This window comes from Anaerorudis cellulosivorans, assembly GCF_025943985.1.
Classification (GTDB): Bacteria; Bacteroidota; Bacteroidia; order Bacteroidales; family Dysgonomonadaceae; genus Anaerorudis; species Anaerorudis cellulosivorans.
Map to the genome: position 1 here is coordinate 1 of NZ_JAPCWE010000012.1, position 12,865 is coordinate 12,865.

General features: G+C 39.2%; 13 protein-coding genes and 1 tRNA gene. 9 read left to right on the forward strand and 5 right to left on the reverse strand.

Annotated features, from left to right (window positions below; genetic code table 11):
* Nucleotides 1-157: 157 nt before the first annotated feature.
* The 3 genes from OLM34_RS07755 (at nt 158) to OLM34_RS07765 (ending at nt 1,145) form a co-directional block, all read left to right on the forward strand.
* Entirely contained in the window at nt 158-544 is a 387-nt protein-coding gene (locus OLM34_RS07755) for an RNA polymerase sigma factor (RefSeq protein ID WP_413777207.1), read from the forward strand.
* An 84-nt stretch (nt 545-628) separates the two neighbouring features.
* The gene (locus OLM34_RS07760; RefSeq protein WP_264406416.1) at nt 629-880 is read left to right on the forward strand and encodes a hypothetical protein; all 252 of its coding nucleotides are present in this window, start codon (nt 629-631) and stop codon (nt 878-880) included.
* Nucleotides 881-1,060: 180 nt separating this feature from the next.
* Nucleotides 1,061-1,145: transfer RNA gene (locus OLM34_RS07765), tRNA-Leu, on the forward strand.
* A gap of 143 nt (nt 1,146-1,288) precedes the next feature.
* Here OLM34_RS07765 and nhaA read toward each other — a convergent pair.
* Complete coding sequence (gene nhaA, locus OLM34_RS07770) at nt 1,289-2,479, reverse strand: Na+/H+ antiporter NhaA (protein WP_264406417.1); 1,191 nt, start codon at nt 2,477-2,479, stop codon at nt 1,289-1,291.
* Between the two features lie 26 nt (nt 2,480-2,505).
* Nucleotides 2,506-3,228: a dipeptidase PepE gene (pepE, locus tag OLM34_RS07775; RefSeq protein WP_264406418.1), complete on the reverse strand. Its 723-nt coding sequence runs from the start codon at nt 3,226-3,228 to the stop codon at nt 2,506-2,508.
* Nucleotides 3,229-3,339: 111 nt separating this feature from the next.
* On the opposite strand from pepE, the gene OLM34_RS07780 reads away from it, so the two are divergent.
* Entirely contained in the window at nt 3,340-4,014 is a 675-nt protein-coding gene (locus OLM34_RS07780) for a DNA alkylation repair protein (RefSeq protein WP_264406419.1), read from the forward strand.
* Here the strand turns inward: OLM34_RS07780 and OLM34_RS07785 are convergent.
* Nucleotides 4,004-4,189 carry a hypothetical protein gene (locus tag OLM34_RS07785; protein ID WP_264406421.1) on the reverse strand — a complete coding sequence of 62 codons (186 nt, stop codon included), beginning with the start codon at nt 4,187-4,189 and terminating at the stop codon, nt 4,004-4,006. The genes OLM34_RS07780 and OLM34_RS07785 overlap by 11 nt on opposite strands.
* 196 nt (nt 4,190-4,385) lie before the next feature.
* Entirely contained in the window at nt 4,386-4,859 is a 474-nt protein-coding gene (rlmH, locus tag OLM34_RS07790) for a 23S rRNA (pseudouridine(1915)-N(3))-methyltransferase RlmH (protein ID WP_264406422.1), read from the reverse strand.
* Nucleotides 4,860-5,016: 157 nt separating this feature from the next.
* Between rlmH and nadC the strand changes: the two genes are divergently transcribed.
* The 4 genes from nadC to OLM34_RS07810 are packed head-to-tail and all read left to right on the forward strand — an operon-like array spanning nt 5,017 to nt 8,584.
* Nucleotides 5,017-5,862, forward strand: coding sequence for a carboxylating nicotinate-nucleotide diphosphorylase (nadC, locus tag OLM34_RS07795; protein WP_264406423.1), 846 nt, complete (start codon nt 5,017-5,019; stop codon nt 5,860-5,862).
* Nucleotides 5,863-5,866: 4 nt separating this feature from the next.
* The gene (locus tag OLM34_RS07800; protein ID WP_264406424.1) at nt 5,867-6,301 is read left to right on the forward strand and encodes a deoxycytidylate deaminase; all 435 of its coding nucleotides are present in this window, start codon (nt 5,867-5,869) and stop codon (nt 6,299-6,301) included.
* A 30-nt stretch (nt 6,302-6,331) separates the two neighbouring features.
* Nucleotides 6,332-7,972: a S41 family peptidase gene (locus tag OLM34_RS07805; RefSeq protein ID WP_264406425.1), complete on the forward strand. Its 1,641-nt coding sequence runs from the start codon at nt 6,332-6,334 to the stop codon at nt 7,970-7,972.
* Between the two features lie 54 nt (nt 7,973-8,026).
* Nucleotides 8,027-8,584 carry a 5-formyltetrahydrofolate cyclo-ligase gene (locus tag OLM34_RS07810; protein ID WP_264406427.1) on the forward strand — a complete coding sequence of 186 codons (558 nt, stop codon included), beginning with the start codon at nt 8,027-8,029 and terminating at the stop codon, nt 8,582-8,584.
* A gap of 27 nt (nt 8,585-8,611) precedes the next feature.
* On the opposite strand, the gene OLM34_RS07815 is transcribed toward OLM34_RS07810, so the two are convergent.
* Nucleotides 8,612-10,450, reverse strand: a complete 1,839-nt coding sequence (locus OLM34_RS07815; protein WP_264406428.1) for an ABC transporter ATP-binding protein — start codon at nt 10,448-10,450, stop codon at nt 8,612-8,614.
* Between the two features lie 79 nt (nt 10,451-10,529).
* On the opposite strand from OLM34_RS07815, the gene OLM34_RS07820 reads away from it, so the two are divergent.
* Complete coding sequence (locus tag OLM34_RS07820) at nt 10,530-12,854, forward strand: ATP-dependent helicase (protein WP_264406512.1); 2,325 nt, start codon at nt 10,530-10,532, stop codon at nt 12,852-12,854.
* The last annotated feature ends 11 nt before the right edge of the window (nt 12,855-12,865 follow it).

A 12,865-nucleotide genomic window follows, 5' to 3' on the forward strand; every position in this document is an offset into this window, starting at 1 on the left:
TCCTTCACATAGAATCGAATTAAAAGGAGATAGTTTAAGAAAAAAAAGATAACTTTGCCAAATTGATAGTTCAGCCAGTGGGTGGGTATCACCGGAATCACTGGGTGGATATCACCGGAATATCAACCGTGAATTGTTAAAAGATTGTATTCATGATGTGTTTATTAAAATTTACAACAAAAGAGAAGAACTGCATAATGTTTTAAATTTCAAATCTTATCTGTTTGTATCCTTAAAAAACAAACTATATGACGAGCTAAGAAAGAATAGTCATCTTACCGAAAAACAAATTGATGATTATCAACCGCTTGCTCCGGATAATGTAGAAGCCGAGTATATTTCTTCAGAAAAAAAAGAGTTGGTAAATAATAAAGTCCTGTTTTTATTGGGTAAATTATCTTCTCGTCAGCGAGAAGCTATTACCCTTTACTACCTTGAGGAACGAAAATATGACGATATCTGCAATATTATGGGAATCAATTATCAGTCGCTGAGAAATCTTATCCATAGAGGGCTGGAAAGGTTACGTGCACTTGCCATTTAAAACTGATGAATTGATAAAAGAATAAAAATGAGTACATTCTGTTTTTGTATTTCGTCTTAGAAAAAATGCAAAACAGAGAAATTTGTGAAAAAATACGATGTAAACGATTTCTTGGTTAACGAAAGTTTTCTTGATTATGTAATCAATAAATCCGACACTGCTGTTGATTATTGGGACAGAACATTAAGGGATGATCCTAAACTTGCCGATATAGCCGAAACAGCCAAAAAGATTATTTTGTTCGAAAACGAAGATAAATCGTGTTTGCAACAGGATGAATCTGAAGATTTGAAAAAGAGGATTTTCTATTCCATTCAGAAAAACAGAACGATTTAAAACTAAATCAGATACCAATTTATTTTTCTAAGTTAAAGGAGAAGATTTCATTTTTTTGTCTTTTATTGAAGTTGGTAGATTGATTCCTGTAGAGATTGAGAAAAAATCCGAAAATGTTTGGATTCCCTTGAAAAAATTGTACTTTTGTATTCCGAAAAATCGTCTTAATGATTAAGGTTTGCTCGGATGGTGGAATCGGTAGACACGCAAGACTTAAAATCTTGTGACCATTGCGGTTGTGCGGGTTCAAGTCCCGCTCCGAGTACAGGATTAGAAATATAAAAAAAGGATTCACTTCAAAACACGAATGGATCCTTTTTTTATTGGCACTCAAACAATGGTTCCGGATTCGAATCGGTAGCTGCCTTCAGGTGTATTTTGAATGGCAGTTTTTTTATTATTGTCGAATTACTTTTGTTCGAGTTTCTTTGAGCGAGTTACAATTTTTAGCCATAAGTATCCCACAATCATGGAAAAACCGGAAGTAATAAGTACAGCAAGCTTGGCTGTATCTTGAATGTTTTTGTCGGCGAAGGCAAGCGTCGAAACAAATATCGACATGGTAAATCCAATTCCGGCAAGAATGCCAACTCCTATAAATTGAACCCAATCGGAAGAATTCAATTTAATGATTTTGCTTTTCGATAAGAAAAATACAGCCAGCATAATACCTGTCGGTTTTCCGAGGAACAAACCCAGAAATATTCCTAACGATAAGGTTGAAATCAAATGACCCATGGAGGCAGCCGAAATAAGGATACTTGTGTTTGCCAGCGCAAATAAAGGCAGTATGATAAAGTTAACAGGAATATGAATTTTCTTTCCATAGATATGGATTTTTCTTTCAGGCAAAAGCATGGCAAGGATAACTCCTGCAAATGTGGCATGAATGCCTGAACGATAGAGGCAGAGCCATAAAGCAATTGCTCCTACTGCGGTTAATATTCTTCCCGTGGATGATTTGAATTTTCGAATAATATAAAAGAGTGCGATTGTACATATTGCTGCTCCCGCCAGCCAAATCAAACTAATTTGAGATCCATAAAATAGGGCAATAATCAAAATAGCGCAAAGGTCGTCAGTGATGGCAAGGGTGGTAAGGAAAATTTTCAGAGAGTGAGGAACGGCATTTCCCAATAAACTCAGAATACCCAGCGAAAAAGCAATATCTGTAGCTGTGGGTATTGCCCAACCTTTTTGGAAGGGTGTTCCTGCGTTGATTGCAGAATAAATAATGGCGGGGACTATAACGCCACATATGGCAGCCGCTACGGGAAGTATCATTCTTCTACGTATGGAAAATTCTCCGGATATTGTTTCATGTTTAATTTCCATTCCTACTTGAAAAAAGAAGATTGCCATAAGTACATCATTGATGATGTGAAGAAAGGTATGGGGTAAATTTAAGGAATCGAGAAGTGGAATTTCTGCTTCCCAAAAATTATGGTAAATATTTCCGATTGTAGGAATATTGGTGAATATTAACGATAAAATCGTACTAAAGAGTAATAAAATGCCTACTGATCGGCTGTCATGAATAAAATTTATTAGCGTGAACTTTCTTCTTTTTTTTGAATTTCGAATTAATTCCGATGGCATGAAAATGTTGTTTATTGGAGATTATATTATTGTGATTCGACTTCAGAAAGGAGAAAACCAAAATCGTCCTCTTGAGACAATTCTCTCGGGGTTTCTCCATGCTTGAAAATACGGGCTTTCCGATTTCCGATGAGTGTGAGGTTGTTTTCGTCACGTTGAAGCATGGTTCCTTCACGCAATCCTACAACAAATACGTTTCTATTTACCTCAATGAATTCGTTGATACGAACTTCGCGTGTTTCACCACCAAAGTTTGTCGGATGTTCATCGGTGTAATGGGGATTGATCTGAAAAGGAACCAAGTTGAGGGTTTTAAATTTAGCGGGTTCGACAATCGGCATGTCGTTGGTCGTTTTAAGTGTAGGACATGCGATGTTTGCTCCGGCACTCCACCCGATATAGGGTGTTCCTTCCTTTACTTTTTTACGGATTGTTCCCATCAGTTTGTTATCCTGCAGCATTTTAACCAGATGCCATGTGTTACCGCCTCCAACTACAATGGCATCGGCATTTTCAATAGCTTCTTTCGGATTGGCAAATCGATGAATGCCGATGATGTGATGACCTATTTCGTCAAACACGCTGTTCACTTTCTTTTCATATTCATCGAATGAAAATGTTACAGCGGCATAGGGGATGAAAATGGCTTTTTGTTTTTTTTCTCTCAAAAAATCTTTTATTTGATTTTTTGCATATGCTAAATAACTTTCCCCGGGATTCGTGGAATTACTGATAAGCAAAAGTCTCATGAGTAGTTTTTGATTTTACGTACTTGGTGGGCAAATTTAATCAATTTTCTTATAAGGGATTGTATATTTCTTTTTAATGGGTTATTTTTGCTTTTGTTTTCTATTTTAAAAATGAGTTATACAGTAGAAGAAACGATCCGCAGTATCAGAAAGGATCTTCGTCTTTCCATGAACGGTGTCGTGGCGGCAAGCATGCGGGAAAAAGGGATGAGTTACGGTATGAATTTTGGAGTAAAATTGCCGGATATTTGCAGAATTGCGTCTCATTATATTCCCGATAAAGAGTTGGCCGAATCGTTGTGGAAACAAGATGTACGCGAGCTCAAAATTATGGCGACGTTGCTTTATCCTCCCGACGAATTTTCCCGAGAAGATGCTGAACGGTGGGTAAGGGAGATTCCCAATCAGGAAATTCGTGAGCAGGTGTGTATGAATTTATTCCGGAAAACGGTTTTTTCTGACGAGTTGGTCGATAGTTGGGTAAATCAAGAGGATGAAGATATGCGGACAACGGCGTATTGGTTGTTTGCCCGACTTGCTATTATACATGCTCCGACATTTGAAAGAGTCGGTAAGAATACGATTATCGATAGAGCGCTTGCTGACGTTTTTTCCGATTCATTGTTTTTGTTTCAGGCTGCCTTGAACGCCCTGAAATTTGCAGGAAGAAATTCACCTCAGTTGGCTACTGCTATTCTAAGTCGATTAATGCCATTGGGAAATAGTACCAAGGGAAAAGAAATTGCCGATATTTTGCGTTTCGAATTTGAGGATATTATTCCTTGAAATTCTTGTTGACAAAAAAGGCAATGATGAGCAAATTAATCGTAAGGAATAGCCCAACCCCGCCAATATAAATGCCTTTCCAGTGAGGAAGCGTAAAATAAAAATAGAGGGAAGCGATAACGATTAATGCTATCAATATCCACAATATTCGTAAGATAATTTTTTTCCCTTTCATCCTTATTTTTGTTTTTTAATGGTGCAAATGTACTAAAATTTTACTATAATTATGCTTTCACCCATTTTTAGTGATATCTTCCATTAGTTCGATTGAGATGGTTTATTCGATTTACCAATACCGCGTTTATCGTATCGGAGAACAGCCAAATCATTGCGTTTCGGATGATCGGGAAAGACAAAAAAGGTTTGATTTATTATTCGTGATGGTAAGGTTCGTTGTTCAGAATTGTCATTGCCCGATAAAGCTGCTCAATAAAAACCAATCGTACCATTTCGTGAGTGAACGTCATTTTCGAAAGGGATACTTTTTCATTGGCTCTCCCATATACTTCTTCCGAAAATCCATAAGGCCCTCCTACAACAAAGACCAAACGTTTCAGCCCCATGAGTCCTTTCTTTTCGATAAACCGGGCAAATTCCGGTGAAGAAAACTGTTTCCCTTTTTCATCCAGCAGAACAATATAATCGTTAGGTTGTAAAGTTTTACGAATTTGGTTTCCTTCGAAAATTCGCTGATCTTTTTCGGAAAGGTTTTTCGTGTTTTTTATATCGGGAACGATTTCCATTTCAAAAGGGATATAATGCACGATTTTTTTTGCATAGGCATTTATCAGGTTACAATAAGCAGCGTCGTTTATTTTTCCTACCGATAGTAAAATGATTTTCATCTTTATGAATTTACCCTTGAAACACAAATTTTTCGTCCCGATTACAAATGTAATACTTTATTTTTATAATTTTGTCAATTCATTGTTATTGGTATAGTTAACAAAAAGATGTTTTAGGTGTTCATAAAGATGCAATATTTTCAGAAAACATTTTAATATGGAAGAAAAGGAATTAATTGATAAGCTGATAGACCTCGCTTTTGCCGAAGACATCGGAGAAGGGGATCATTCTACCTTGTGTAGCATTCCGGCAGATGCTCGGGGGAAAGCCAAGCTTATTATAAAAGAAGAAGGCATTCTTGCCGGTGTAGAAGTGGCAAGAGAAGTTTTCCATAAATTTGATCCTACTTTAAAAATGGAAGTTTTCATTGAAGACGGTGCACATGTAAAGCCTGGCGATATAGCTTTTGTCGTGGAAGGGAAAGTACAGTCGCTTCTGCAGACCGAACGCCTTATTCTTAACATCATGCAGCGTATGAGCGGAATCGCCACGACAACGCATCGTTATGTTAAGCTTCTTGAAGGAACTCATACGAAGTTGCTTGATACACGTAAAACTACTCCCGGCATGCGTTTGCTCGAAAAACAAGCTGTAAAAATTGGTGGTGGAGAAAATCATCGGATCGGACTTTTCGACATGATCCTTTTGAAAGATAATCATGTCGATTTTGCCGGAGGCATCGAAAATGCTATTCGTGCGGCCAAGGAATACCTGAAGGAAAAAGGGAAAGACCTGAAAATCGAAATCGAAGTACGTAATCTCGATGAACTGAAAGAGGTGTTGCGCGTAGGTGGTGTGGATAGGATTATGCTCGATAATTTTTCTGTTGAAGATACGCGTAAAGCTGTGGAATTGGTTGCCGGTCAAGTTGCGCTAGAGTCATCGGGTGGAATTACCGAAGAGACTATACGTAGTTATGCTGAGTGTGGAGTAGATTATATTTCTGTTGGTGCGTTTACTCATTCGGTTAAGAGTCTCGACATGAGTTTAAAAGCCGATTAAAAGAATGGATAATACAGCAGATAAACAAGAATTGTTAGATAAGCGTTATATACGTATGGCATTTATCTGGGCCGAGAATTCCTATTGCAAACGTCGCCGGGTGGGTGCAATCCTGGTAAAGAACAAAATGATCATATCCGATGGCTATAATGGCACGCCGGCAGGTTTTGAAAATGTGTGTGAAGATGAAAATAACATCACGAAGCCCTATGTTTTGCATGCCGAAGCCAATGCAATCACAAAAGTTGCGCGATCCAACAATAGTAGTGAGGGGGCAACTCTTTATGTGACTTCGGCCCCTTGCATTGAATGTGCCAAGCTTATTATTCAAGCCGGAATCAAGCGGGTTGTATATGCCGATTCTTATCGCCTTTCTGATGGAATTGATCTGCTCAAAAGAGCAAATATTGAAGTTGTTGCGATAGATTTAGATGAATAACTTACCTAAAGGTGTAATTTAAAATAGTTGATGATGGATGCTGAAAAAAGCGTGAGAACATGGTTACCGTTATGGGTTGCTTTGGCAATAGTTTTGGGAATTTTTATTGGTAACAAATTCTTGGTATTTGAGCGGGGGATAAAAGTCCCTGGTACCGAAAAATTGAACACGGTCCTCAATTACATTGAAGAATCGTATGTCGATCCGGTTGACATGAGAGAATTGGTTGAAGATGCTTTGCCTCATCTTGTCAGTGGACTCGACCCACATTCGGCTTATATACCTGCTGAAGAAATGAAACGGGTTAACGAGGAGTTGGAGTCTCATTTTTCGGGAATAGGTGTCAGTTTTTATGTTCTCAACGATACCATCGTCGTTACCGGCATTATTCCGGGAGGACCTTCCGAAGCCGCGGGAATCCAACAGTGGGATCGTATCGTTAAAGTTAACGATACGTTAGTAGCCGGCAAAAAAATAACCAATGAACAAGTAGTAAAAAAATTACGCGGTGAAAAAGGCTCACAAGTTAAACTCACGATATTCAGACCAACTAAAAATACACTGATTCACATAACTGTAACCCGAGACGATATTCCCATTAGTAGTATTCCTGCTTCTTATATGTTGACAGACAATATCGGGTACATTAAAGTGGGTACTTTTGCTTTTACTACTTTCAGTGAATTTATTTCGGCTATTTCAAAATTGAAAAGTCAGGGGTGCAATTCTCTCGTTATAGACCTTCGCGGCAATGCTGGTGGTTCGCTTGAAACTGTTGTTGCAATAGCAAACGAATTTTTAGATAAGGGTAAGTTGATCGTTTATGCCGAAGGGCGCAGATTCCCGCGTATCGATCATTATGCCGATGGGTCAGGAACTTGTAAAAACGATCAGATTGTTGTGTTGATTGACGAATTGAGCGCTTCGGCCAGCGAAATTTTGGCAGGGGCAATCCAGGATCATGACCGTGGACTGATCATCGGTCGGAAGTCTTTTGGAAAAGGTTTAGTCCAAAGCCAACGCCAATTCAAAGACGGATCTGCCATTCGCTTGACAGTTGCCCGTTATTATACGCCATCGGGACGATCCATTCAACGTAAATACGAAAAAGGGCATTACGATGAATACGAAATGGATGCTATCAATCGTTATATTCAAGGGGATTATGTAAATGTGGATACGGCTTCGAATGTCAATTTAAAACCGTATAAGACGGATGCCGGACGAATCGTTTACGGAGGCGACGGAATTATGCCCGATATTTTTATTCCTCGCGATACTTCCGGAATTAATCCCTATTTTAATGCCTTGGCGGCTCGAGATCTTATTCAGGAATATGCTATGGTTTATAGCGATAGAAACAGGGATAAATTGGTCAAATTCAATTCGTGGGAAGACCTTCATCGTTATTTGCGTATGCAGCCGCTGTTGACGAATCTGGTAAGTTATGCCGATTCAAAAGGAGTGCGACAGCGTCCCTATTATATCGAAGAATCTCGGAAACTGTTGGAATCACAATTAGAAGCTTATATTATTCGAAATTTTTGGGGAGAAGAGGGCTTTTATGCTGTTCTTTTGGAAAACGATAATGTGGTTGATAAAGCCATCGAGATGATTGTCACGGGAAAAACTGTACCCGAAGCAATTGTTCGAGAACTTTATAAAGAGTGATTTCCTTTTCAATTCGAATTATTTTTGTTCATTTTTTTGATGTCGTGTAGAAAAATGGAACAGGTCTCTTCTAAGCAGGCATTGCGAAATCAAATAGCAGCTGAAAAAAGCACGTTCTCACAAGCCGAATTACAGTTTTTTTCGTCAGAAGTTATTTCAACTCTGGAATTAACGTCGTTGTTTCAGAATGCTACTCGTATTTTGATCTATTATAGTATTCCGGGTGAAGTGGAAACGCATGATTTCATTGATAAATATCGTGAGAATAAATGTTTTATTCTTCCTGTTGTAAAGGGAAATGAATTGGTGTTGAAAGAATTTTCAACAACGGAAGAGATGATAACGTCTTCTTTTGGAATTTTGGAACCAACGGGGGATGAATTTATCGATTTTGATCGGATTGATCTCGCTCTTGTGCCGGGGGTTGCATTTGACAGAGAACTTCATCGGCTGGGTAGAGGTAAGGGATTTTACGACCGCTTGTTACCTCTCATCAAAGCTCCGAAAATAGGGGTTTGTTTCGATTTTCAATTGTTCGATCATATTCCTTACGATGAGCATGATGTTAAAATGAATATGATCGTTTCGCAAAATGAGATTGTGATTGAGTAACAACTCCCCCGACTTTTATAGCTGTTTTTATCGATTAAAATCGATTTGGGCATTGCACAATTTTTGATAATATCCGTTTTGAGCATAGAGTTCGTCATGGTGCCCATGTTCTACTATTTTTCCTTCATGCATAACATAAATCTCATCGGCATTTTTAATGGTGGATAAGCGATGGGCAATGGTAATGGTGGTACGATTTTTAACCAGTTGATCCAATGCTTCTTGTACGAGTCTTTCTGATGCAGTATCTAATGCCGATGTGGCTTCGTCAAGAATGAGAATTTGAGGATCCTTCAGGATTGCCCGTGCAATGCTGATGCGTTGGCGTTGACCGCCTGATAGTTTCCCGCCTCTGTCACCAATAATGGTCTGATATCCATGTTCGGTCGCCATGATAAATTCATGAGCATTGGCAATCCGGGCTGCCTTTTCCACTTCCTCCTGAGTAACATTTTCGGTACCGAAGGCAATATTGTTAAAAAAAGTGTCGTTAAACAGAATGGCTTCCTGACTTACATATCCTATCAACGAACGTAAATCGTGAAGAGTAACATCTTTAATATTTATATCATCAATATAAATCCCACCTTGTTGAATATCATAAAAGCGAGAAAGAAGATCAACCATTGTTGACTTTCCTGAACCCGATTCACCAACTATAGCAATCGTTTTTCCTTTAGGGATAACCAGATCGATATCTTTCAATACCCAATCCGATTGATAGGCAAACCAAACGTGCTTGTATCGGATAGCAGATTCAAATTGAAGTTTTTTTGGATTTTTCGGATTTTCTATCTCGTTTTGAGCTTTCAGAATACGGTCTATTCTGTCCATGGAAGCCAACCCTCTTTGGATGGCATAAGCCGATTTCGAAAAATCTTTGGCAGGGTTGATGATACTGTAAAAAATGGTGAGATAATAAATAAATGTGGCTGCATCGATAAGACCGTTTCCTTCTAATATTAGCGAACCTCCAAACCAAAGAACAATGGCAACGGTAAGTGTACCAAGAAATTCGCTCATTGGATGAGCCAAATACTGGCGTCGGGCTATTCGGTTGGACATTTTTTTGAATTCGTCGCTCCCTTTTCGGAATCGTTCCGAAATCTTATTTTCGGCATTGAATGCTTTTATTATTCGCAATCCGCTCAATGTTTCCTCCACTTGCGACATTAGTTCCCCCCATTTATTTTGCGCTTCAAAAGATTTTCTTTTAAGTGTTTTCCCCACAGCACCCATTACATATCCCATTATCGGGAGCAGTACCAATACAAAAAGAGTAAGCTGCCAGCTCAACGCAATCATTGTACACAGATAGATGAGAATAAGTATGGGATTTTTGAAGAGCATATCCAGGGAACTCATGATCGAATTTTCTACTTCGTTGACGTCACCGGAAATCCTGGCCAGAATGTCTCCTTTATGTTCCTCGGTAAAAAAACCGATAGGCAAAGCTAATATCTTGTCATTGATTTGGTTCCGGATATCTTTTACTACTCCGGTACGGATAGGGATCGTAAAATACGATCCGAGATAAGCGGTTGACGTTTTAAAAAAAGTCATGATAACCAAAACAGTTGAAAGGATCAGTAATGTTTGACTGCTTCCATAGGTTTCGATCAGTTGGGTAATATACCAGTATCCATTGTTTAGGAGAATATCCATGAACGAAACGCCGGGAGTATGCCATGAGATAAATTCATAGGTGGCAGTATTGATTTTAAACAGTACCTGAAGAATGGGGATGATAGTTGCTAGAGAGAATACATTTAAAATGGCGGTTAATATGTTGAAAATAAAAGTAAGAACAACATACTTTTTGTAAGGAGGCAAAAATCGTTTGAGTATTTTAAATATTCCTTTCATTAAACTCGCAGGTTGAAAACCGGTACAAAAGTACGATTTTTCGGGGAATAACCGCCGAAAAATTCGTACTTTTGTGAGTATGGAACCGTCCGAAAAAAATACATTAACCAAATTGCTCGCTCAATTGAATGCAGCTCAACGTGATGCTGTTGAATTTTGTGATGGACCGTCACTCGTCATAGCCGGCGCAGGATCGGGGAAAACGCGAGTGCTTACCTACAAAATAGCCTATCTATTGGAACAGGGTCTTCCCCCTTACTATATTCTTGCTCTTACGTTTACAAATAAGGCCGCAAAGGAAATGAAGTCGCGTGTTTCCGACCTTGTGGGAGAAAAGAAGGCCCGGCAGGTATGGATGGGTACGTTCCATTCCATTTTTTCTCGTATTTTGCGTAATGAAGCCGAAAGCATCGGTTTCGATTCCAATTTTACGATTTTCGATGCTTCGGATTCGCATAATCTCGTCAGGTTGATCATAAAAGATATGAAGCTTGATGATAAGGTATATCGTCCCGGAAGCGTGCATCACTGCATTTCGATGGCAAAAAACAGCTTGATCACTCCTGCTATGTACGAACAAAACGCTGAAATTAGGGAGTACGACCGTAAAATAAAGCAACCGCTGATTTTTGAAATTTACCGTCGGTATCAGGAGCGTTTACGGGCAGCGAACAGCATGGATTTTGACGATCTGCTCATGTTTACCAATATCCTTTTTCGGGATCATCCCGATATATTGGAGAATTATCGGAATCGTTTTCAGTATATTTTGGTGGATGAATATCAAGATACGAATTTTGCACAGCATCTCATTGTAAAGCAATTGGCCGAAGTGCATCACCGTGTATTCGTTGTAGGCGATGATGCGCAGAGTATCTATTCGTTTAGGGGAGCAAATATCGATAATATTCTAAAATTTAAATCTTCTTATCCCGAAGCACAGGTATTTAAGCTTGAGCAAAATTATCGGTCAACCCAAAATATCGTGAATGCGGCCAATAGTTTAATAAAAAAAAATGTTGGACAAATTTCCAAGAATGTCTTCTCTAAACAAGAAGAAGGTGAAAAAATAGAGGTAATCAGTGCTTTTTCCGATTTTGAAGAGGGAGTGATTATTGCCAATAAAATTGCCCGTATGCGTGTTGAGGATCATGTGTCTTATGGCAATTTTGCTATTCTTTACCGAACCAATGCTCAGTCGCGAATTTTTGAAGAGTCGTTGCGTAAGAAAAATATTCCCTACCGCATTTATGGTGGGCTTTCTTTTTATCAGCGAAAGGAAATCAAGGATATTATTGGTTATTTCCGATTGATTATTAATCCTCAGGATGAAGAGGCTTTCAGAAGGATTATCAATTATCCGGCGCGTGGCATTGGCGATGTTACCGTCAATAAAATTTCGGATGCAGCGCAAATACACAATACCGGAATGTGGGAAGTGCTTTCCGATCCGTTAAGGTATGACTTGAATGTGAATTCCGGAACATTGAAAAAACTGTCCGATTTTCGGGCGTTAATCCGCCATTTTATCGATCAAAACGAAAAGTTGAATGCTTTTGAGTTGGCGCAAGAGGTAATAAAAAAAACCGGCATTGCGGGAGAGACATACCAGGATATGACGCCGGAAGGAATGAGCCGTGCCGAGAATATTCAGGAATTGTTGAATGCCATGAATATATTTGTTGCACAACGGCAGGAGGAGGGCAATGACGATATTCGTCTGTCGGACTTTTTACAGGAAGTTTCGCTTCTTACTGATCAGGATACCGATGGCAATTCGGATTTGGAAAGGGTAACGCTCATGACAGTGCATTCAGCTAAGGGATTGGAATTTGATCATGTTTTTGTGGCGGGTCTGGAGGAGGATTTGTTCCCGGTAGCAATGGCAAAAAACGAGATGCGGGGGTTAGAAGAAGAGCGCCGCTTGTTTTATGTGGCTATCACACGTGCCAAAAAAACATGTACGCTTACCTATGCAAAAAGCCGTTTTCGAAACGGTCGCTTAAGTTCAACACAGAAAAGTCGGTTTTTGAGCGACATCGATCACACGTTCCTTTCATCGGAAAGCGATGCAATTTTTGTTGCTCATGCCGAACGTGAGGATGGTTTTTGGGGGTCGTTGCGTCGCAAGCGAGAAGAGGACACAGTAAATAGAAGCCAAACACCTCTTTATAATTTTCAAAACGAGAAACTTTCTCCGGTTACCCAAACATCATCCGGATCGTTGTCGAAAGAAGCCGATGAACTTTGCAAAGGCGATATCATCGAACATGAACGTTTCGGCCGTGGCGTGGTTAGTGAGATAGAATCTGCCGGAAGTGACAAGCGGGCGTTCGTTGATTTCGATTCTGTCGGGAGAAAACAATTGTTGCTAAAGTTTGCAAAGTTTAAAATCGTGAAATAAAAACCGATAGA

Coding starts and splice junctions, on each gene's coding strand:
- nhaA (WP_264406417.1), bottom strand. CDS start 2,479: ATGCCATCGGAATTAATTCGAAATTCAAAAAAAAGAAGAAAGTTCACG.
- pepE (WP_264406418.1), bottom strand. CDS start 3,228: ATGAGACTTTTGCTTATCAGTAATTCCACGAATCCCGGGGAAAGTTAT.
- OLM34_RS07780 (WP_264406419.1), top strand. CDS start 3,340: ATGAGTTATACAGTAGAAGAAACGATCCGCAGTATCAGAAAGGATCTT.
- OLM34_RS07785 (WP_264406421.1), bottom strand. CDS start 4,189: ATGAAAGGGAAAAAAATTATCTTACGAATATTGTGGATATTGATAGCA.
- rlmH (WP_264406422.1), bottom strand. CDS start 4,859: ATGAAAATCATTTTACTATCGGTAGGAAAAATAAACGACGCTGCTTAT.
- nadC (WP_264406423.1), top strand. CDS start 5,017: ATGGAAGAAAAGGAATTAATTGATAAGCTGATAGACCTCGCTTTTGCC.
- OLM34_RS07800 (WP_264406424.1), top strand. CDS start 5,867: ATGGATAATACAGCAGATAAACAAGAATTGTTAGATAAGCGTTATATA.
- OLM34_RS07805 (WP_264406425.1), top strand. CDS start 6,332: ATGATGGATGCTGAAAAAAGCGTGAGAACATGGTTACCGTTATGGGTT.
- OLM34_RS07810 (WP_264406427.1), top strand. CDS start 8,027: ATGGAACAGGTCTCTTCTAAGCAGGCATTGCGAAATCAAATAGCAGCT.
- OLM34_RS07815 (WP_264406428.1), bottom strand. CDS start 10,450: ATGAAAGGAATATTTAAAATACTCAAACGATTTTTGCCTCCTTACAAA.
- OLM34_RS07820 (WP_264406512.1), top strand. CDS start 10,530: ATGGAACCGTCCGAAAAAAATACATTAACCAAATTGCTCGCTCAATTG.